Here is a 20,742-nt window from a genome sequence, read left to right on the forward strand (position 1 = left end):
CACAGTGCTTTGAATTCGAACATATACGGTGGAGGGATGACGGACACCCACCCCACCCCTGCCGATGGTCAGGCGCTCGATCCCCGGCAGCTGGGGGCCTACTTCGCGCTCATGGAAGCCGTCAGCCTGCTCCAGCACCAGGTCGAACAGCAGCTACGCACCGAGGGTGACATCAGCTACGTGCAGTTCCAGCTTCTGGCCCGCCTCGCCCACGCGCCCGGTCACCTGACCATGACGCAGTTGGCCGACGGCGTCGTCTACAGCCGTAGTGGCCTGACCTACCAGGCCGGCCTGCTGGAAAAGGCCGGTCTCATCACCCGTGGCCCCTGCCCCAACGACGAGCGCGCCACCCTGGTCACCATCACCGAAAACGGCCGGGCCCTCCTGGACCGCGTCCTGCCCGGTCACATCCAGGTCTGCCACAGCCTGCTGTTCGACCCCCTGACCGACGAGGACCTGCACCACCTCGGCGACATCATGACCCGCGTCCGCGACCACATGCGCGCCCAGCCACCCCGTTCCGCCGCTCCTCGCAATCGCCGTTCCGGCCCGACGCGGACGTGAACCGGAGTCCCGCGCCCGGCCCGGCGCCGAGGCTCGGCGAAGGCGGGCGGCACGGTCCGGCGAATCGCCGAACGGCTGGCGACGCCGCCGTACGCCTGGGAGTCCGCTGACGGGAGCCCGCCGACGCCGGTCGGCGTCGAAACCACCAGGGGAGCCGACGTCTTCGCGCCGCTCGCCCGAATCGCCCTTCAGGACAGCCGTCTCCGGGACGCGCCCGACCTGGATCCGCCCGTCCTGACCAGGCCGCATCTCTGCGGTACGACGCGCGTCGGCGCCGTCCCGCAACCCAATCCCTTTACTTCCAGTCGGAAAAGTCTTGATTTGAGAGGCAGATCACTCTTACAGTCGGAATGCTGTCCCGTTCACTACTGCTTACTCATCCTGTGAGGTTTTACGTCCTGTTTGTGTGGCTCGTTGGGCGGCTGCACGTCAATCTCTGCCGTCTGACCGGCTCCCTCTGTCGCTGATCGCGCCCTGACGAACCCGTCGTCGATCGCGCTCTGACGAGCGCTCGATCCCTCACCTCTCATCACCTCTCTTTCGCATGCCCTTTTCGGCATGCCATCTTTCGGAGCCCTCCTCATCGTGAAGAGATTCTCTTTCTCCCTGCAGTTGCTGCTGGGCCTGGTCGTGGGCGTGGCCCTCGGCTTCGCCGCCCGCGTCTGGGACCTCGCCTGGCTCGCCACCACCCTCACCGAAGTCGGGAAAATCTTCGTCCAGCTGCTCAAGCTGGCGGTACCGCCGCTGGTGTTCACCGCCGTGGTGGTCAGCGTCGCCAATCTCCGCAACGTCAACGGCGCGGCCAGGTTGGCGGGCAAGACGCTGTTCTGGTTCCTGGCCACCGCGCTGATCGCCGTCATCGTCGGCATCGGTCTCGGCCTGATCATCAACCCCGGCCAGGGCGTCACCCTGAACACGGCGGGCGCGAAGGCGCCCGAGAACGTCGGCACGTGGGTCGACTTCCTCACCGGCATCATCCCGACGAACATCGTGACGGCGTTCACCGAGCTCAACGTCCTCCAGATCGTCTTCCTGGGGATCGTCCTCGGCGCGGCGGCCCTCGCGATCGGCGAGAAGGCCGAGCCGTTCCTCGACGTCAGCCGCTCGATCCTCGAACTGGTCCAGAAGGCGCTGTGGTGGGTCATCCGCCTGGCCCCCATCGGGACCGCCGGCCTGATCGGCAAGTCAGTCGCCACGTACGGATGGGACCTGCTCGCGCCGCTGGCCAAGCTCACCCTCGGCGTCTACGTCGGCTGCTTCATCGTCCTGCTGGCCGTCTACCCGGCACTGCTCGCGCTGGTCGGCAAGGTCAACCCGATCACGTTCTTCCGCAACGCGTGGCCCGCGATCGAGCTCGCCTTCGTCTCCCGTTCCTCGGTCGGCACGCTGCCGCTGACGCAGAAGGTCACGATCGAGCGTCTGGGCGTCGACCGCGACTACGCCTCCTTCGCCGTGCCGTTCGGCGCGACCACCAAGATGGACGGTTGCGCCTCGATCTACCCGGCGCTGGCGGCGATCTTCGTGGCGCAGGTGTTCAACGTCCCGCTGGGGATCGGCGAGTACCTGCTGATCGCGTTCGTCTCCGTGGTCGGCTCGGCCGCGACGGCCGGTCTGACCGGCGCGATCGTGATGCTCACGCTGACGCTGAGCACGCTGGGCCTGCCGCTCGAAGGCGTCGGCCTGCTGCTGGCCATCGACCCGATCCTCGACATGATCCGCACCGCGACCAACGTCGCGGGACAGATCGTGGTGCCGGTCCTCGTCGCCCGTGGCGAGGGCCGTCTCGACGAGGCGGTGCTCAACGCTCCCCCGCAGCCGCTCGACGAGGCTCCGGTGAGCACGCCGCGCCTCTCGGGCGAACCGGCGATCGCGTAGGTCGCACAACGTTCCCACCCGAGGGACCCGAGGGACCTGAGGGAGAGGACGGGGCGGCCCGCGCGGGGGCCGCCCCGTCCTGTCATGTTCGAGGGCCGTCTGGATTCCCGACCCCTTGATAAAGGCCCGGGCGAGGTCGTCCTCCCGATCGGAGGCGAGTGCCGGACGCGGTGCCGACCGGCGAACGACAAAGAACTATCGTCCTTTACATGGGGAAACTTCACGACAGGATCGACAACCGGCTGCGTGAGTTCATCGGAGCGCAGCCGGTCTATTTCGTGGCCACGGCCCCCGAGCAGGGCGGCCACGTCAACATGTCCCCCAAGGGATACGCCGACACCTTCGCCGTTCTCGACGACACCACCGTCGCCTACCTGGACCTGGACGGCAGCGGGGTGGAGACGATCGCGCACCTCCGCCAGAACGGCCGCATCACGGTCATGTTCTGCGCCTTCTCCGGCCCTCCCAACATCCTCCGCCTGTACGGCACCGGCCGGGTCGTCGTACCGGAGAACCCCGACTTCGCGACACTGATCAAGAATTTCGGACCGCATCCGGGCGTACGGTCGATCATCGTCGTCGACTGTGACCGGATCTCCGATTCCTGCGGTTTCTCGGTGCCGTTCATGTCCTTCGACAAGGACCGGACGCTGCTAGACGAGTGGGCGGGACGCAAGGACGTCCAGCAGCGGCGCACCTACCGTGCACAGAAGAACCGCGAGAGCATCGACGGCATCCCCGGCCTCTCCGCGGAGGAGACCGACCCGGTCACGCAGCACTCCTGAGGAGGCGGCCGTCCCAGCCGGGACCGGCCCTCGCGAGGGCCGGTCCGTTCGCCCTGCTCCGGAGGGGTTCCCGCTCCCCGCCGCGGCCGGATGACACTCACGGCGGCACCGCCGACCGGCCCTCCCCGAGGCGTACAGTAGCCCGTACGTGACGGACGCCCCCCGGATGTCCCGGAAGAGTCAGGGGGCCTCGGTGGGGTGGTTCTGCCGCTTGAGCGTTTGCGTCGGCGCGATCGCCGTGGTCATGGGGGCGGCGGGCGTCCCCGCGGAGGCCGGGGGCGCGAGACCACCGGTCCGGTACGCGGGACTCGACGGGTGCGTCTGCGCTCCGTGGAAACTCTGGGTGCGCGGTGGCCGGGTGGTCGCCCTCCCCGAAGCCCGGGTGTTCTCCGTGCGCAGGCAACGAGCACCGCTGGCCCTGTCACCGAACGGCAGGTATGTCGCGTACTTCCAGTTGGAGGGCGGGGCGCTGGTGGTGCGGGAGATGTCCACCGGCGAGGTGCGCGCGGTGCCGGGGGTGACGTGGTCGAACGCCATGCGCACGGCACGGGTCGAACTCTCCCCCGGCGGGCGGTACGCGGTGCTGGGCCTCGGCGGGGAGCACTGGATCCTGGACACGTACAGCGGGGAGAGCATCCCGGTGCCGCCCGGACTGCGGCCGTGGAGTTTCAGCCCTGACGCGAATTTCGTACTCGTGGTGGATGACACGTTCCAGGCGGGGATCTACTCGGTGTCGCCCTTCGCCGAGCGGGGACGCGTCCCGGTGGGGGGCGCGCTCGGCCCGGACGGCGAGGTCGTCGCCCACTTCACGGCACGTGACGCGGGGATCCGCCTGTGGGACGTGCCCACCGGCGGCATCCCCAGGCGCGCCCCCATCGCCGTGCCCGTGGACAGGACTCCGACCCGGATGCGCTGGAACGGCGAGGGCCTCCTCGACCTGCAGACGGTCGTCCCGCGCAGGATCAGGAAGGGGGGAGGCGCTCGCTACACCTGGTATCGGGTCGACCAGGAGTCGGGCGGGATGGAGCGGGTGGGTGGCTTCGTCGTGCCCGGATCCGTCTACAACCCGATCGTCACCGGGCTGACTCCCTGAACCGTCGCGGGCCGTGGAGGCCCGCCAGGACGGGGGGCGGGGTCAGCGGCGGTAGCCGGCCATGCGCTCCAGGCGGGCGACGCGCTCGGCGGTGGGCGGGTGGGTGGAGAACATCCTGCCGATCCCGGCGCCGCGGAAGGGGTTGGCGATCATCAGGTGGGAGGCGGAGGCGATCCTGCCGTTCTCCGGAAGGGGCAGCTGACGGGTGCCCATCTCGATCTTCCTCAGTGCCGAGGCGAGGGCGAGCGGATCGCCCGTCAGCCGGGCACCGGACTCGTCCGCCTGGTATTCGCGGGAGCGGGAGATGGCCATCTGGATCATTCCGGCCGCGACCGGGCCAAGCACGATCATGAGGAGCGCTCCGATGAACCCGGGGCCCTCGTCGTCGTCCCCGCCGCCGAAGAACAGCCCGGCGTAGCCCAGGTACGTGATCATGGTGGCGAGCGCGCCGGCCACCGAGGAGATCAGGATGTCGCGGTTGTAGACGTGGGAGAGCTCGTGCCCGATGACTCCGCGCAGCTCACGCTCGTCGAGGATCTGGGTGATCCCGTAGGTCACGCAGACCGCGGCGTTGCGGGGGTTGCGCCCCGTCGCGAAGGCGTTGGGCTGCATGGTCGGCGAGACGTAGAGCCGGGGCATGGGCTGACGCGCCTCGGTGGAGAGCTCGCGCACGATCCGGTAGAGGAGCGGTTGCTCGACCTCGCCCACCGGCCGGGCACGCATGGCGGACAGCGCGATGCGGTCGGAGAAGAAGTAGGCGACACCGCTGGTCGCCAGCGCGACCAGGACCGCGATCTGCACGCCGACGCCGCCTCCGAACCACGCCCCCACCGCGATGATCACCGCAGATAGTGCGCCGAGAAGGACCGCGGTACGCAGACCGTTGTGATGCACTACACCCCCCTCTCGGTTGATGCTGACTCACCTGTGACAACGTCTTCGGCCAGGTCGAACGTTCCCGGGCGGCTCAGCGCGCGGCGATGAGTGCCGCGGGGACGAGGTCGAGGGCCAGCTGGGGGGCGACCGAGAACGCGATCGCGACGATCGCCGCCACCGCGACCGCCACACTCGCGGGTATCCATCCGGCACCCCTGCCGCCCGTTTCCACACTCCCGGTCACGGTGCTTCCCGATATGGCCCCCCCGGTCACGGTGCTTTCGGTCACCGGCACCGGCGTGAAGATCCGTACGACCCAGGCGACGTAGTAGTAGAGGCCCACGACCGTGTTGACCGCCATGACGGCGGCCAGCCAGCCACCGCCTCCGCCGAGGATCTCCCGGAACACCACGATCTTGGCGAAGAGCCCGGCCAGCCCCGGGGGCAGGCCCGCCAGGCAGATCAGGGAGAAGGCCAGCACCAGCCCGGCGGCCGGGCTCCGGAACGCGAGGCCCCGGTAGTCGTCCAGCTCTCCCCCGCCCGACCGCCTCGACACCAGCGTGACCACGGCGAACGCCCCGAGGTTCATCGCCGCGTAGAAGACCAGGTAGGCGACAGAGGCGTTCATCGCCTCGCCGTTCCCGACGCCGAGGGGAGCGAGGATGTAGCCCGACTGCGCGACGGACGACCAGGCGAGCAGCCGCACGGCGTGGCGCTGGCGCATGGCCAGGAGGTTGCCCACGGTCATGGTCAGCGCGGCGAGGATCGCGATCAGCGGGACCCAGGTGGCCCCCTGTCCGCCCAGGGCGACGACCAGGACGAGGATCAGCCCGGCGAATCCCGCCGCCTTGGAGATGACGGACAGCAGGGCCGCGACGGGGACGGGAGCACCCTGGTAGACGTCGCCCGCCCACGCGTGGAACGGCACCGCCGCGATCTTGAAGGCGAACCCGGCGAGGACCAGGACCACGGCCACGGTGACCACGGCGGGCAGGTCGTAGCCGATCCGCAGCACGGACTCGTAGGCGCTGTCGTCGCCGATGCCTCCCTGGCCGGGTCCGAGACCGGTGGCGGGGGCGTCCTGTCGCAGGACGTGGGCGATGCGGTCGAGGTAGACGGTGCCGGTCGTCCCGTACAGCAGGGAGACCCCGAAGAGCATCACCGCCGTGGAGACCACGGAGACCAGGAAGAGCTTGACCGCCGCCTCGGAGCTCCGGCCGTCGTAACGCCTGAGCGCGGTGAGCGCGAACACCGGCAGCGAGACGAGCTCCAGCGCCACCACCAGCATGATCAGGTCACGGGAGGCGGGCAGGGCGACGGCACCCGCCAGCGTGCAGAGCAGCAGGAAGTACCACTCTCCGACGGGGATGTCCCCGGAGGAGAGTTCGGCCGCCGACAGCAGCACCACGACGATCCCGGCGACCAGCGCGAGCCCCGCGAAGACCAGCGTGAAGTCGTCGACCACGAACGAGCACGGCGCCACGGCGGCCGTGGGCGCCGTCGGCCCGGTGACCGGGGGGACGATGGCACCGATCACCGCGTGGGGGGAGCCGAGCAGCCCCTCCGGAACGCAGAACGTTCTCAGCGGCTCTCCGGCGCGTACGGCCTGGGAGACCACCACCGCCAGGGCGCCGATCACCCCGGCCAGCGTGACCGCGCCGAGTGCCGTCCGGACGTACGGCCTGCGGGGCAGGAAGGCGTCCAGGAGCAGCACGAGCCCGGCGGTGAGGGCGAGGATCAGGGGCGGCGCGACCGCGTAGTAGTCGATCGACTGGATCACGGCGCGCCCACCAGGGTCCGGACCACCGGATCGGTGAGAAGGAGAAGCGCCTTGGGCCAGAGCCCGAACAGCAGGATCAGCGCGATCAACGGCACCCAGGCGGCCAGTTCGTAGCCCATGACGTCGGGCATGCGCGGCCTGCTCGCGCTCGTCGCCCCCGAGGCCGTGCCCGAGGTCACTCGCGAAGCCGTGCCCGAGACCACCGTCGGCGTCGTCTCCGAGGCCGCCGCCGAAGGCGTCCCCGGCGTCACCGTTGGCGTCGTCTCCGAAGGCGTTCCCGGCGTCGCCGCCGGAGGGGAGGCGTCGCCCTCGCCGCCGGGCGCCTCTTTCCCACCGACGGGTGCCTCGGAGGTGGGGGCTCCCCCCTCGTGGTCACCCTCCTCCCCGGTCGGGCCCGTGGAGGGGAGGCCTCCCGCGGTGACCGCGGCCAGGACCGGGACGTGAACGGTCTCGGTGCCCCGGCCGTGGGTGACGCGGGAGAGCATGAGCAGGAAGTAGGCGGCGGTCAGCACCGTACCGAGACCTCCGAGGGCCATGAAGGTCAGGTAGAGGGGGCGGGACAGGCCCGCGGCCGGTTCGAAGGCACCGAGGAGGGCCAGCATCTCACCCCAGAAGCCCGCAAGTCCCGGCAGTCCGAGCGAGGCGACGCAGGCGAAGGTGAGCAGGGAGGCGAGGTGGGGAAGGCGGGTCAGCATGCCACCGCCGAGGGCGGGCATGTCGGAGGTGCCGTAGCGTTCCTTGATCGCTCCAGCGACGAAGAACAGCAGGGCGGTGATGAGGCCGTGGGCGATGTTGCCGAACAGGGCGCCGTTGACTCCGGCCGGGGTGAGCGTGGCGAAGCCCAGGAGCACGAAACCCATGTGACCGACCGAGGAGTAGGCGATCATCCTCTTGAGATCGCGCTGGGCGAGACAGGCCAGCGAGCCGTAGACGATGCCGATCACCGCGAAGGCCCCGAGCCAGGGGGCCATCGCGGCGGCGCCGTCGGGCAGGATCGGGATCGCGACGCGGACGAAGCCGTACGTGCCCATCTTGAGCAGCACGCCCGCCAGGAGCACCGAGCCGACGGTCGGCGCCTCGGTGTGGGCGTCGGGCAGCCAGGTGTGCAGCGGCCACATCGGGGTCTTGACCGCGAAACCGATGCCGACGGCCAGGAAGGCGAGGATCTGCACCGGGGGGGACATGCCCGTCCCCCGTGCCCGCGCGAGGGCGGTCATGTCCAGGGTGCCGGTCTGCGACCAGATGAGCAGCAGGCCGAGCAGGAGGACCACCGAGCCGAGCAGGGTGTAGAGGATGAACTTGATCGCCGCCGCTCGGCGGGCACGCCCACCCCAGACGGCGATCACGAAGTACATCGGGATGAGGACGACCTCGAAGAACACGAAGAACAGCAGCAGGTCGAGCGCGAGGAACGTGCCGATCATGCCCACTTCGAGGATGAGCAGGGTGAAGATCAGCGCCCGTGGCCGGTTGCCGCCGGGCCGGGGCCCCAGTAACTGTCCGGGGCCGTCGGCACGGCCCCGGCACAGGTAGACGAAGCAGAGGAAGGTCAGCAGCGTGGTCAGCACGACCAGCGGCAGTGAGATCCCGTCCACGCCGAGGTGGAACCTGAGGTCGAGGCCGGGGACCCAGGCCAGGTCGGTCACGAACTGCAGCCGGGCGGCGTCTCCGTAGTCGAACGCGGCGGCCAGCAGCACCGACAGCGCGAACGTGAGCCCGGAGACGACCAGGCCGTGCACCCTGAGCAGCCGCCTCCCGGCCGTGCCGTCCGCTCCGGACGGGACGAGCAGCGCGGCGGCTCCGGCGAGCGGCACGCCGAGGAGCGCGATCAGCACCCAGCTCATGGTGTGGCCACCTCGCAGGAGTCAGGCCCCGGGCTCGCCCCTGTGTCCGGCGTTGGCCTCAGCCTCGCGTCCGGCTTCGTGTCCAGCTCTGTGTCCAGCCCTGTGTCCGGTGCCTGGCTCGGCCCCGTGGTCGGTGTCGGGTTCGGTGTCGGCCCTGTGGTCGGTGTCGGTCCCGTGGTCGATGTCGGCATCGGCGTCATGGTCGATGTGGGATTCGGCCCTGTGTTCGGTCGCGGAGGGGAGGTCAACGGCGCGTCACCGCCAGACGGATGAGGAGCAACACGACGAGGGCCACGACGCCCCAGAACAGCAGAGAGATCATCTCAGAATCACCGCCCCGGCCACGATCAGGAGGACTCCGGCCAGCAGGCCGGTGATGTAGAGCTGGGCGTTGCCGTTCTGCACCAGGCGGACCAGGCCCGCCAGGCCCAGGGTCGCCTGGCCCGAGCCGCGCACGGCGCCGTCCACCACGCGGCTGTCGGTGCGGGCGACGAGACCCGCGACGAACAGCACAGGCCGGACGAATATCCCGGTGTAGAGGGAGTCGGCGTAGAAGGCGCGCTCGCAGGGGCCCCGGAGGGGGCCGAGCAGGCGGGCCGGGTCGTCCAGAGGGCCGGAGCGCCACACGGCGTAGACAACCCCCGCACCCAGCAGTGCCACCGCGAGACTGAGGGCGGCGGTGCCCCAGTGGACGTCGCCGACACGGGCGAAACCGAGGAGCAGGGCGGGGACGGCCAGGACGAGAATAGGCCAGCGCATGGTGGCCGGAGCCTCGTGAACGCTGTGAATGGTGCGAGACGCACCGGACGCGGGCTCGGGCCGGGGGGCACGCTGCCCGAAGAAGGTGCGCAGCCACGCACGGGTGGCGTAGGCACCGGTCACCGCGACCGTGGCGAGCGCGCAGCCGTAGAGCAGCAGGGCCGCGACGCCGGTCAGCGGCCCCGAGGACAGGGAACGCTCGATGGCCACCAGCACCTCGTCCTTGCTGAAGAAACCGCTGGCCGGAGGCAGGCCCATCAGTGCGGCGAAGCCGATCGTCATCGCGGCGAAGGTGATGGGAAGCTGCCTTCTGAGGCCCCCCATCGTGCTCATCAAATTGGAACCGACCGCGTGGATCACCGCTCCGGCACAGAGGAAGAGAAGTGCCTTGAAAGCGCCGTGGGTGATCAGGTGGAAGATCGCGGCGCTCCGTGACCCGGCGGCCAGGGCACCGGCCATGTAGGCGAGCTGGCTGATCGTGGAGTAGGCGAGGACGCGTTTGAGGTCGTCCTGGGCCAGGGCGGCGAGGGCCGCGCCGAGCATGCCGAGGGCGGCCAGGACCGCGAGGACGTCCAGGGTGGGGCGGGCACCGAGGAAGACCGGGTAGAGCCGGGCGACGACGAAGATGCCCGCGGCGACCATGGTGGCCGCGTGGATGAGGGCGCTGATCGGTGTCGGTCCTGCCATCGCGTCGGGGAGCCAGACGTGCAGCGGCACCTGGGCGCTCTTTCCCGCCACCCCGGCCAGCAGCAGCATGGTGGCGGCGATGAGCGTGCCGGACGACATCTGGGGAACCCCGGCGATGACGTCGGCGATTTTGAAGCTTCCGGCCGCCGTCCCGAGGACGAAGATGCCGAACAGGAAGCCGACGTCGCCGATCCGGGTGACGAGGAACGCCTTGATCGCCGCTCGCGAGTTGGCCCTGTCTTCCCACCAGTGCCCGACCAGCAGGTAGGAGCACAGGCCCATGATCTCCCAGCCCACGTAGAGGACCATGAGGTCCGCCGCGTAGACAACCAGCAGCATGGCGCTGGTGAACAGGCTGATGAAGGAGCTGTAGGACGGGTAGCGCCGGTCGCCGCGCATGTAGCCGACGGAGTAGACCTGCACGGCCAGCGCGACCACGCCGACCAGCACGGCGATCGACGCGGCGAGGCCGTCGACCAGCAACCCGACCGAGATCGGCACCGAGCCCGTCTCGATGACGGTGAACGTCGCGGTGACCCCCTCGATCGCCCCCTGAGCCCCTGGCCCGACCGGCGCTGACGGCTCGATGACGTCCCCACCGGCCGCCCAGGTGGCGTAGGCCAGCCAGATCGCCAGGGCCGTGGAGATCGCGGTGGGCACCACGGCGATCCAGGCGGCTCTGCGGTTGGCGCCGGTGTCGGTGTTGTTGCCCTCGGAGGTGTCGGCCTTGGGGGCGCTGGCTTTGGGGGCGCCGACCTTGGAGGCTTCGGCCTTGGAGGTGATGCCGCCGGTCTCCGGGAGTGGCACGCTGCGCGAACGCCGGGGAAAGCGGGAGCCGAGAAGCCCGGTGGCCGCCGCGAGGAAGGGCAGCAGGATCACGAGCGAGGCGATAGTGATCATGTCGTGTCACCCGGTCTGGCGGCTGCCGGGTCGGCGTGGGCGGGATCGACATGGGCTAGGTCGGCCTCGCGGGAACCGGTGGTGGCCGGTCCGGGGTGGGCCGGGTCGGACAGGGGCGGGCCGGTGGGGGCCGTGTTGGTGTCGCGGGAACCGGTGGCTGCCGGATCGGACAGGGAACGGAGGCGGTCGAGGTCGACGGTCCGGCGGTTGCGGTAGAGCGCGAGGATGATCGCGAGACCGAGGCCGACCTCGGCTGCGGCGATCACGATGACGAACAGCGTGAGAACCTGCCCGCTGTGCAGCCGGTCGCGCAACCACACGTCGAAGGCGACCAGGTTGAGGTTGACGGCGTTGAGCATGAGCTCGACCGACATCAGCACGAGAATCGTGTTACGGCGAGCGAGCACCCCGTACACGCCGATGGAGAACAGCAGCGCCGAGACGACCGCGGGGTAGACGATGTGCACGTCAGTCCCTCCCGCGGATGTCTGTGCGGGACAGGACGATGGCGCCGATCAGAGCCGCGAGCAACAGGACCGAGAGCGCCTCGAACGGGAGCACCCAGTTGCGGAAGATGCTGGCACCGAGCTCACTGGCCGAACCGGCACCGGGCTCAAGCGGGACGTAGGCCATGCGGAAGCCGTCGACGACGACGGTGACCAGCACGGCCGCGGTGGCGATCGCCACGATGACCGCGGTCGGACGGTTCGGGCTGTCGAGGTCGGCGCTCCTGCCGATCGGCGCGCGGGTGAGCATGATGCCGAACAGGAGCAGGACCACGATCGCACCGACGTAGATCAACACCTGGACCCAGGCGACGAACTCGGCGGTGAGCACCAGATAGCACCCGGCCAGCGCGCCGAAGCAGACGACCAGCCACAGGGCCGCGTGCACAAGCTGCCTGGTGGTCACGACGAGCAGCGCCGACCCGACGGCCATCGCGCCCAGCAGAAGGAAGACGATCTCCTGCCCGGTCGGCGACAGGTAGGACGGCACCTCGGTCACTTCTCCTCCTCGGGCTCTCCGCTCGGATCCCCGGGAGCATTCTGCTCCGGTGCGGCCGACATCGGAGGCGCACCGTCCCCGCCTGTGGATAACTTCTCGACGGACGATCTACCTGTGGACGGATCGTCCTTCTTCGGAAGGGCACCCGGCGGCCGGATGGCCCGGACGCTCGCGTGCCCCGCAGAGGTGCCCGGTCTGGACGATCTACCCGGCGGTGGACCGCGCCGCGCGGGTGGCGCGTCGGGAGTGCCGAAAGCGGGTGCGGCGGGCTGGGGAGGCTGCGAAGACGGGGGGCCGGACGGCGAAGACGGGGCGTCGGACGCGGCGTCCTCGTGGTCCGGAGCGTCCAAAGCGTCCGGAGCGGCGATGGGGTCGGACGGAAGACCGGGTCCGGAGGGGGAATCGGCCGTGGAGGCCGAGGCATCGGACGGGGAAGCCGAGGCGCCGGGCGGGGAGGCGCCGGGGTCCGGCCCGGCGATGGGCTTGGAGGCGGAGGCGGTCTTGGGAGCGGCCCCACCTCCGGAAGCGGGAGCGGCCCCGGCCCGGGGAGCGGACCCGGAAGTGCCCCCAGGCCCGGCCCCGGACTCGGAAGTGCCCTCGGACTCGGAAGCGGACCCGGAAGTGCCCTCGGGTACGGACCCGGACCCGGAAGTGGGCCTGGGAGCGGGTCCGGATGGGGTGGGACGGGGGCGCACCGGGCGGGAGACCGCCGCGAGTTCCTTCGGCGGATCGGCGTTGGGCTCGTGGGCCGGAGGTGGCGGAACGGTCTGCGCCCAGGCGGCCAGCTTGTCCTTCTCGTGGAGAAGGTTACGGATGTCACCTTCGGCGTACTCGAACTCCGGGGACCAGAACAGCGCGTCGAAGGGGCAGACCTCGATGCAGATCCCGCAGTACATGCACAGGGAGAAGTCGATCGCGAAGCGGTCGAGCATGTTGCGGGCACGGGGTCGCCCGCCCTCCGGGGCCGGAAGGGTCTCCTTGTGGGAGTCGATGTAGATGCACCAGTCGGGGCACTCGCGGGCACAGAGCATGCACACCGTGCAGTTCTCCTCGACCAGCGCGATCACCCCCCTGCTCCTCGGGGGCAACTCCGGCCGGACTTCGGGGTACTGCTGGGTCACCGACCTGCTCAGCATGTGGCGAAGGGTGACGGAAAGTCCCTTCGCCAACCCCACTCCTGGTATCCGTGCCACACCTCAACATCATGGCGCACAGCGGGGCGCTCGGGAATGCGTGGGCCCAGGAGACCGTCACGGCAAGGGAATCACCCGAGGGATCGAGTTATCCACAGAAGTTATCCACAGACTGTGTGTTCGATAACCGCCCTCCAACCATCGGCTCACCGTCGAAGCGACTGCGGAGATCCTGAAAAAATCGTATTGTTCGCCACATGTCCCACCAGTACGGGCCGGTCTGGCAGTCGCGACCACCGGCGCGATCCAACACGGCATGGAGCGTCGTGTGGGCGTTGGTACCCCTGCTGACCTGCGGTGTCGGGACGCCGTTCGTCATCGGCCACGCCGCGCGGCGGCTGCGGAGCCCGTTGCTGGCCATCGCCGCCGTCCTCTACGGCCTCGGCATCGGCATCTTCATGGTCGCCGCGGCGATCTACGGGAGCTCCGACAACATCCCGGTCGTACTGGACACCATCGGGACGATCGGCCTGTTCGGCGGCTGGATCGGCGGGCTGGGCCACGCGCTGATCCTCAGGGGATCGGTTTTCCGGCAGGGGCCGTCCCAGGAGTTCCACCCCGGGCCGCCGCCCGGCTACGGCCACGTCCAGGGCCCGCCCCGGATGTCGTCGTACCAGACGGGTCCCACCGCGGCCTCGATGATGCACCCGCCCGCGCAACGACCGCAGCCGCGTCTCCCGGAGCCCCCGAACCACGGCGGGTACCAGCCCCAGCTCCGTCCTGAGCGGTACGCGCCGCCCCAGTACACCCAGGGCCAGCCCACCTACCCCTCGCAAAACCAGAACACCCACACCCCGCAGGGCTGGCTGGGGCCGTACCGGCTGATCGGCAGCCTGGGGAAGGGCGGCCAGGGAACGGTTCACCTCGCGCTGAACCCGCAGGGGCAGAAAGTCGCGATCAAGGTGCTGCACGAGCACTTCAACGGCAACCAGGTGGTCAGGGAGCGTTTCCTGCGGGAGGTGGAGGCGACGCGCAGGGTGGCGACGTTCTCCACGGCACGGGTGCTCGACGTGAACATCAACGAGGACCAGGCGTACGTCGTCAGCGAGTACGTGGAGGGCGACTCCCTGGAGCAGCTGGTCCGCGACAGGGGCCCGCGCGACGAGGACGGCCTGACCCGGCTGGCCCTGGCCACGGCGGGCGCGCTGGCCGCGATCCACCGGGCCGGTGTGGTGCACCGGGACTTCAAACCGGCCAACGTGCTGATCGGCGCCGACGGCCCCCGCGTCATCGACTTCGGCATCGCCCGAGCCCTCGACCAGGTCACCTCGACGTCGGGCAACATCATGGGCACCCCCGCCTACATGTCGCCCGAGCAGCTCGCGGGCAGGACGATCGGCCCGGAGACCGACGTGTTCAGCTGGGCCGCGACCATGATCTTCGCCGCCTCGGGAAGGGTGGCCTTCGGGGAGGACACCATCCCCGCCATCCTGAACCGGGTGATCAACCACCACCCGGACCTGACGGCCCTGCCCCGGTCGCTGCGCCCGCTGGCCGCCGCCTGCCTGGACAAACAGCCGGGCAACCGGCCCACGGCCGCCGACATCATGCTGCGGATCGTGCAGTAGAACCCCCGACGCCGGACAGCCGCGCGGAAAAGGACCGAGGAGACCCTGCGGGCGAATCCGTACGGCTCCGGCTCCAGGGCCTGTTTTGTGGATTTTTCCGCCTACCGCGGTCGCCCAGGCGGCGCCCCGCGGTGTTGTCGTCGTCGCCCACAGCCCCGTTATGGACCCCTCCTCCACCGTGCGGGGCATCCACCCGGACGATCCTCGCAACGGTGAAGAACCACAAAACAGACCTTAGGGGACCGCGTCCTTCGCCCGCGTCGTCAGGTCCAGGTACTCGTCGCGGGTCAGCGCGCGAACCGTGAGCTCCAGGCCGTTCCCGGTGGCGAAGCGCTCGACCTCCACGGCGTCCCAGCGTCCCGGCAGGTGGAACAGCTCCCCGCCGACCAGCAGGCCCGTCACCCCGGACTCCGCCGAGTACAGCAGCAGCTCGGACGCGTCCAGCTCGCGGGTCCTGCGCGCGGTCTCCAGCAGCAGGCGGCCGTGGACGAACACCAGGCGGCAGTGCGGCTGGCCGTGGCGCCTGAGCACGCGCCCCTGGGCGGTCTGGTTGCGGGACCTGCGGCGGCCGACCCCGACCACGACGACGGCCCCGGCGACCGTCAGCGCGGCCAGCACCAGGGCGGCGATCCCGAGCGGGCCCATCCCCCGGGTGACGTCGGCGCGGGTCTCGGTCAGGTTGAGGAGCACGAGCGCCACGAAGACCGCCCCGTAGGCGAGCACCGCCCACATGAGCACGTACAGCAGCTGCTCGCGCCACCACACCTTCGGTGAGCCCAGCGGCGGCCTGAGGCTTCGCACACCGGGCACGCGCAGGCGCGGCAGGGGCGCGGGCGCCCGGCGCCAGGTCACCGCGCGCCACCTCGGCGACCTGCGGGCGAGGGCGACCCTGGCCCGCTGCGGCGTCTCGAACGCCCGGAACTCGAACTCCAGCCCGTTGTCCACGGCGAACGTCTTCACCGCCCTCTGCGAGCGGGAGCCCGGAGCCTCCAGCATGACCAGGCCCGACTCGTCGAGCACCGCCAGGCCGTATCTCGTCCTCCCCCTGCCGGGATAGCCGAAGATCAGCAACGTGCTCGCCCGGCCCTCCCCGGCGAGCGGTAGCCGCACCGGCGGATGTTCCGGCACATCGACGACCAGTTCATCCTTTTCCACGGCAAGCGCGAGGGTCATGCGTTCCGTCCTTGGCAGGTGGTGTCACCGAGTGTATTTACTCCCTGCCCTGCGTGGGCGCTTCGAACGTCAGATCGTCCCGTACGACGGCCGGGACGGCGCGAAACAGCGGTATCACCCCATGGCGATACCGACGACTCCCGTCAGCGCGAGCTGGACCAGTGCCAGCGGCACCAGGCCTACCCAGGCGAGCTTCTGCAACTGGTCCTCGCGGAGGCGGGGATAGCTCACCCGGAGCCAGATGATCACGAAGACCAGCAGGAAGACCTTGAGGAGCATCCATACCGGCCCCGGCAGGAAGGGGCCGTGCCAGCCGCCGAGGAACAGCACGCTGGTGAGCGCGGACACCACGATGATCCCGGCGTACTCGGCCAGCATGAACAGGGCGAACCTCATGCCGGTGTACTCGGTCATCGGGCCCATGATGAGCTCGGAGTCGGCGATCGGCATGTCGAACGGCGGGCGGCGGAGCTCGGCGAGCCCGGCGACGAAGAAGACCACTCCGCCGATCGCCTGCCAGGGCAGCCACCACCACTGCCAGGCCTCCACGATGCCCGGCAGGGAGAGCGTGCCCGCCGCCATCGCGACGCTGGAGGCCGCGAGGACCAGCGGCAGCTCGTACGCCATGAGCTGGGCCGCCGAGCGCATTCCGCCCAGGACGGAGTACTTGTTGCCCGAGGCCCACCCGGCCATGATCGAGCCGAGCACGCCGACCCCCATCACGGCGAGGACGAAGAACAGCCCGGCGTCCAGGTCGACCCCGACCAGTCCGGGTCCGACCGGGATGACGACCATCACCAGGAGATAGGGGATCAGTGCCACGCCGGGGGCCAGGGTGAAGACCCGGCGGTCGGCGGCGGCCGGGATCACCTGCTCCTTCTGCATGAACTTGACCCCGTCGGCGATCAGCTGGGCCCAGCCGTGGAAGCCCCCGGCGTACATGGGACCGAGGCGCGCCTGCATGTGCGCCATGACCTTGTGCTCCATCTGCCCGGCGACCAGCGGCAGCACCAGGAAGACCGCGACGATCACGACGAGCCGTACCGCGACGTCGAGCACCTCGGCGATCACGGGCACCTCCGGTCCCTCGGGGGAGCTCCCCGGCCATCACGGATCCCACGGGCCTCGGGGGCGCTGGACGGCTTTCGGAGTGTCTCAGGTGCCACGTTCGCGCCCCCAGTCGGCGGGCACCCCCGGCGGGAGCGTCTTGCGGCGGCTCGGCGAGCCGTGACCCGACTCCCCGGGCTCCTTCGCCCCCGGCCAGGCCTTGGCGACCCGGGCGGCGAGCACGAAGTCCTTGCGCAGCGGGAAGCCCTCGAAGCCGTCGGGGAGCAGCAGCGGCACCAGGTTCGGGTGGCCCTCGAAGACGACGCCGAACATCTCGAAGGTCTCGCGCTCGTGCCAGTCGGCCCCGCGGAAGACGCCGACCGCGCTGGGCAGCCGGGGGTCGGCGCGCGGCACCCGGGTGCGCAGCAGCAGGTGGGCGTGCGAGACGGGGGCGAAGAGGTGGGCGACGACCGCGAACGCCTCCGGCGGCTCGTCCACCGCGGTCAGCCAGTCGAAGAACTCGTAGCCCCCGGCCCTGGCGGACTCCAGCAGGCCGAGCCAGTCGCCGGGATCCACGTCGACCGTGGTCTGGCCGAAGGACTCCGACACCCGGGCCCCCTCGCCGTACGCGAAACCGGGCGCGGAACCAGGCGCGGAGCCAGACGTGGAGCCGTGCGCGGAGCCAGACGCGGAACCCGGTACGGCGCCAGACGTGGGTTCGGGCAGGTCAGACATAGCGGTCACCCAGGTTCTCCGCGGCGATCTTCTCCTGGAGCATCATGATGCCGTGGAGCAGCGCCTCGGGGCGGGGAGGGCAGCCGGGGACGTAGACGTCGACCGGGATGATCTGGTCGACGCCCTTGGTCACGCAGTAGGAGTCCCAGTACGGGCCGCCGGAGTTGGAACAGGCGCCGAAGGAGATCACGTACTTCGGGTCGGGCATCTGCTCGTAGAGCCGCTTGACCGCGGGTGCCATCTTGTCGGTCACCGTGCCTGAGACGATCATCAGATCCGCCTGCCGGGGACCGTTGGCGAACGGGATGACCCCGAACCTGATGAAGTCGTGCCTGCTCATCGAGGTCGCGATGAACTCGATCGCGCAGCAGGCCAGGCCGAAGTTGAAGGCCCACAGCGAGTAGCGGCGCCCCCAGTTGAGGATGAAGCGCATGGGTTTGGGAGCCAGTCGCGAGACCGGCCCCACGGTGGGCATCGGGAGATCCGCCATGGCACGCATTCTCCTTCAGAGTTCGGCGCTCGCGCTCGCCCCGGGTCTGCCGGGCCCTCAGGTCCAGGTGAGCACGCGTTTGCGCCAGGCGTACAGGATGCCGAGCGCGATGAAACCGAGGAAGACGAACATCTCGGCCAGGGTGGTCGCCCCGAAACCTGGAGCGGCGAAGATCGTCGCCCAGGGGAACAGGAAGACCGCGTCCACCGCGAAGACCACGTACAGGTAGGTGAACACGTAGTAGCGGATCTGGGACTGCGCCCAGCCGTCGCCGACCGGGTCGACGCCGCACTCGTAGGTGAGCAGTTTCTCCGGGGTGGGGCGGTTGGGCCGGAGTCCGCGGTTGACCAGCAGTGCCCCGGCGACGATCAGCAGGCCGATCGCGAACAGCGCGAGGACCACCACATAAGAGCTGAAATATCCGCTCATGGCCTCTCTCCCTCGGGACCGTCACACGAGTCTCCCCCGGAACCGCCACACGGACGCCCCGGGACCCGCCACACCGACGTTCCGAAGAACGCCGCACGACGCCCCAGGACCCGCCGCACCGACGTTCCGAAGAACGCCGCACGGACCGCTCCGGGACCCACCGCGCGAAAGCCCCGCGGAGCGCCGGACGAACGCCCCGGAGAACGCCCGCACGGACAAACTCCGGAGAACGCCGGACGCGCTCGGAGAACCTCCCCGCCCGGACGGTCGCGGACCTGCCGTACGGGGGCTCTCCGCCCTACCTATAGCAGTATCCGCCCTTCCCGTCACGCGGGGAAACCACCGGCCGCGGAACGACTAAAGCCTCCGTCCACTTCACATCAAGTCAGGGCAAACACGCCATAAGCCCATATAACGTTATTTTATGCATAAAATGCGATTCGTCGGCGGAATCGCTTGGATGGCCGCGACGTTGGCCGGTTGCAGCATGGCCACCGCCTCCCCTCACGTGAAGCTCCCTGTCCCCTCGGAGCCAACGCTGATCAACTACGTGGACCCCTCCATGGTCCAGGGCCTGAGCACGAGAACCCTGAGCGCGAAGGAGACCACGGGCCGGCGCGTGCACGCCACCTACCCCGCCGTCGCCGAGGCCCCCCTCCTCACCGAGAAGCTCCGCAGGACGATGACCAGGAGTCTCGACCTGTTCACCCGGCGCGAGGCCCCCTCCGACGCCCTGTCCAACCCCGAGTTCAACGTGGACTGGCAGCTCGCCGCCGCCTCCGCCGAGGTCCTGGGGGTGCGGCTGCGCATCGGCCAGTCCATGGGCTCCGGCTGGAGCGAGTCCAGGACCACCGTCTGGTACGACCGGGTGAGCCGGCGCGCCCTGAACTCCCCCGACCTGCTCAGGGACGGCGCGGCGCTGGCCACGCTGACCGAGCTCGCCAGGAGGGAACTGGCCCTGCGGGGGCCGCTGGTGAACCCCAACGCGCTCAGGCCGGACCCGGCGATGTTCGACTCCATCGGTTTCAACCCGCGCGGCGACCTCGTCGTGGAGTTCGACGACGAGCAGGTGGGCCTGGGCGTCGCCGGCCGGGTGGCGGTCGCCGTACCGTCCGCGACCGCGGCGCCGCTGCTGTCGGCGACCGGGCTGCGGGCGCGGCAGGCGGCCATGGGGACCGCGACCCTCACCTCTCAGGAGGACATGCTCGCGGCGAGCAGGGACAAGCCCGCGGCGCGCAGTTCCGGGGCGGGCGGCGTGGACTGCGCGAAGGTCAAGTGCGTGGCGCTCACCTACGAGGACGGGCCGGGCCCCGAGACCGGGCGGCTGCTCGACATCCTCGGCGCGTACAAGGCGAGGACGACCTTCTTCGTCCTCGGCTCCAACGCCTCCGCGCATCCCGAGATGCTCAGGCGGATGCGCGACGAGGGCCACCTGGTGGCCAACCACAGCTGGTCCCACCGCGACCTCACCGTGCTTCCCCCCACCATGCTCGCCGACCAGCTCACCCGCGCGCAGTACGCGATCACCCATGCGATCGGCCAGGTCCCCACGCTGATGCGCCCGCCGTACGGCGTCACCGACGTGCAGGTGGCCTCCATCGCGGGCCGGCTGGGCATGTCCGTGGTGCGCTGGAACGTGGACGCCAAGGACCAGCGCGACTCCGACCCCCGGGCGATCGCCCGCCGGACCGTCGCCCAGGTCAGGCCGGGATCGATCGTCCTCATGCACGACTTCCGCGGCGCGACCGTGAAGGCGGCCCCAGAGATCCTGCGCGGGCTCGCCGCCAAGGGTTATACCTTTGTCACCGTCCCGGAACTGTATGGTCCCCGCGCGATGGAACCGGGCCGGACTTACGACTCCGGAGCCGTGTCGGCCACGCTGGAAAAGCAGTCCATGTCATAACCTGGGGCTATGGGGCCATAGCCGGAGGCGATGAGA

The 20,742-nt window shown here is 70.0% G+C and carries 17 protein-coding genes and 1 pseudogene; 6 read left to right on the top strand and 12 right to left on the bottom strand.

Annotated features, from left to right (window positions below; genetic code table 11):
• Positions 1-36 precede the first annotated feature (36 nt).
• The 4 genes from ABD817_RS02080 to ABD817_RS02095 all read left to right on the top strand — a co-directional run bounded on the left by ABD817_RS02080 (position 37) and on the right by ABD817_RS02095 (position 4,317).
• Complete coding sequence (locus tag ABD817_RS02080) at positions 37-564, top strand: MarR family winged helix-turn-helix transcriptional regulator (RefSeq protein WP_344914380.1); 528 nt, start codon at positions 37-39, stop codon at positions 562-564.
• A 585-nt stretch (positions 565-1,149) separates the two neighbouring features.
• On the top strand, positions 1,150-2,439 hold the full coding sequence (locus ABD817_RS02085) for a dicarboxylate/amino acid:cation symporter (RefSeq protein ID WP_344914382.1): 1,290 nt from the start codon (positions 1,150-1,152) through the stop codon (positions 2,437-2,439).
• Between the two features lie 209 nt (positions 2,440-2,648).
• A complete protein-coding gene (locus ABD817_RS02090) occupies positions 2,649-3,224 on the top strand; it encodes a pyridoxamine 5'-phosphate oxidase family protein (protein WP_344914384.1) in 576 nt (191 codons plus the stop codon).
• A gap of 211 nt (positions 3,225-3,435) precedes the next feature.
• Positions 3,436-4,317 (top strand): WD40 repeat domain-containing protein, encoded by an 882-nt coding sequence (locus ABD817_RS02095; RefSeq protein WP_344914386.1) that lies wholly within the window; start codon positions 3,436-3,438, stop codon positions 4,315-4,317.
• A 42-nt stretch (positions 4,318-4,359) separates the two neighbouring features.
• Here ABD817_RS02095 and htpX read toward each other — a convergent pair whose 3' ends face one another.
• The 7 genes and pseudogenes from htpX to ABD817_RS02130 all read right to left on the bottom strand — a co-directional run bounded on the left by htpX (position 4,360) and on the right by ABD817_RS02130 (position 13,304).
• A complete protein-coding gene (gene htpX, locus ABD817_RS02100) occupies positions 4,360-5,211 on the bottom strand; it encodes a zinc metalloprotease HtpX (RefSeq protein WP_344914387.1) in 852 nt (283 codons plus the stop codon).
• Between the two features lie 73 nt (positions 5,212-5,284).
• Entirely contained in the window at positions 5,285-6,973 is a 1,689-nt protein-coding gene (locus tag ABD817_RS02105; protein ID WP_344914389.1) for an NADH-quinone oxidoreductase subunit N, read from the bottom strand.
• The gene (locus ABD817_RS02110) at positions 6,970-8,817 is read right to left on the bottom strand and encodes a complex I subunit 4 family protein (protein ID WP_344914391.1); all 1,848 of its coding nucleotides are present in this window, start codon (positions 8,815-8,817) and stop codon (positions 6,970-6,972) included. The genes ABD817_RS02105 and ABD817_RS02110 overlap by 4 nt, the downstream gene beginning before the upstream one ends.
• A 318-nt stretch (positions 8,818-9,135) precedes the next feature.
• Complete coding sequence (locus ABD817_RS02115) at positions 9,136-11,163, bottom strand: NADH-quinone oxidoreductase subunit 5 family protein (RefSeq protein WP_344914393.1); 2,028 nt, start codon at positions 11,161-11,163, stop codon at positions 9,136-9,138.
• A 164-nt stretch (positions 11,164-11,327) separates the two neighbouring features.
• Positions 11,328-11,630, bottom strand: a pseudogene (nuoK, locus tag ABD817_RS02120) (NADH-quinone oxidoreductase subunit NuoK); the annotation flags it as partial.
• 1 nt (position 11,631) lies between these two features.
• A complete protein-coding gene (locus ABD817_RS02125) occupies positions 11,632-12,168 on the bottom strand; it encodes an NADH-quinone oxidoreductase subunit J family protein (RefSeq protein WP_344914395.1) in 537 nt (178 codons plus the stop codon).
• Complete coding sequence (locus tag ABD817_RS02130) at positions 12,165-13,304, bottom strand: NuoI/complex I 23 kDa subunit family protein (protein ID WP_344914397.1); 1,140 nt, start codon at positions 13,302-13,304, stop codon at positions 12,165-12,167. The genes ABD817_RS02125 and ABD817_RS02130 overlap by 4 nt, the downstream gene beginning before the upstream one ends.
• Before the next feature lie 254 nt (positions 13,305-13,558).
• Here ABD817_RS02130 and ABD817_RS02135 point away from each other — a divergent pair, with 254 nt between their 5' ends.
• Positions 13,559-14,929 (top strand): serine/threonine-protein kinase, encoded by a 1,371-nt coding sequence (locus ABD817_RS02135; protein WP_344914399.1) that lies wholly within the window; start codon positions 13,559-13,561, stop codon positions 14,927-14,929.
• 234 nt (positions 14,930-15,163) lie between these two features.
• On the opposite strand, the gene ABD817_RS02140 is transcribed toward ABD817_RS02135, so the two are convergent.
• The 5 genes from ABD817_RS02140 to ABD817_RS02160 form a co-directional block, all read right to left on the bottom strand.
• Positions 15,164-16,102, bottom strand: a complete 939-nt coding sequence (locus tag ABD817_RS02140; RefSeq protein WP_344914401.1) for a hypothetical protein — start codon at positions 16,100-16,102, stop codon at positions 15,164-15,166.
• A 114-nt stretch (positions 16,103-16,216) separates the two neighbouring features.
• Positions 16,217-17,179: an NADH-quinone oxidoreductase subunit NuoH gene (gene nuoH / locus ABD817_RS02145; protein WP_486389316.1), complete on the bottom strand. Its 963-nt coding sequence runs from the start codon at positions 17,177-17,179 to the stop codon at positions 16,217-16,219.
• Positions 17,180-17,257: 78 nt separating this feature from the next.
• Positions 17,258-17,758, bottom strand: a complete 501-nt coding sequence (locus ABD817_RS02150) for an NADH-quinone oxidoreductase subunit C (RefSeq protein ID WP_344914403.1) — start codon at positions 17,756-17,758, stop codon at positions 17,258-17,260.
• A 118-nt stretch (positions 17,759-17,876) separates the two neighbouring features.
• Positions 17,877-18,374, bottom strand: coding sequence for an NADH-quinone oxidoreductase subunit B (locus ABD817_RS02155; RefSeq protein WP_425583227.1), 498 nt, complete (start codon positions 18,372-18,374; stop codon positions 17,877-17,879).
• A 57-nt stretch (positions 18,375-18,431) separates the two neighbouring features.
• On the bottom strand, positions 18,432-18,803 hold the full coding sequence (locus ABD817_RS02160; RefSeq protein WP_344914405.1) for an NADH-quinone oxidoreductase subunit A: 372 nt from the start codon (positions 18,801-18,803) through the stop codon (positions 18,432-18,434).
• Positions 18,804-19,263: 460 nt separating this feature from the next.
• On the opposite strand from ABD817_RS02160, the gene ABD817_RS02165 reads away from it, so the two are divergent.
• Positions 19,264-20,706, top strand: a complete 1,443-nt coding sequence (locus ABD817_RS02165) for a polysaccharide deacetylase family protein (protein WP_344914407.1) — start codon at positions 19,264-19,266, stop codon at positions 20,704-20,706.
• The last annotated feature ends 36 nt before the right edge of the window (positions 20,707-20,742 follow it).

The organism is Streptosporangium oxazolinicum (assembly GCF_039537505.1).
Taxonomy (GTDB): domain Bacteria; phylum Actinomycetota; class Actinomycetes; order Streptosporangiales; family Streptosporangiaceae; genus Streptosporangium; species Streptosporangium oxazolinicum.